Genomic DNA, 238 nt, shown 5'->3' with positions numbered 1-238 from the left:
TCGCCGATGTGTTCGCGTGTTTGGCGAGTGCCACGGTCGAGACCATCGCCAAGCCACTCGAAGCCAGCGTTGACAGCTTCTTTGATGAACTCCGGCTGACCGTCGAGTCTATTCGCAGCGACCTGAATCAAAGTATTCGCGACAAACAGTCCGATCAAGGGCAGCAGCACAGACTGGGTGAACTGCTGGCAGGCGTCAAACGCCATGTGCCCGGTATTCAGCAAGACAGTGAGGCACT

At 56.7% G+C, this 238-nt stretch carries 1 protein-coding gene; it reads left to right on the top strand.

The genetic code is table 11. The features are described from left to right. Nucleotides 1–238 (top strand): hypothetical protein (locus AC0IXA_RS28090; protein ID WP_471815009.1); only part of this gene is annotated, 238 nt, incomplete at both ends.

The organism is Pseudomonas sp. AC083, assembly GCF_979253165.1.
This window is presented reverse-complemented; position numbering and strand designations above follow the sequence as displayed.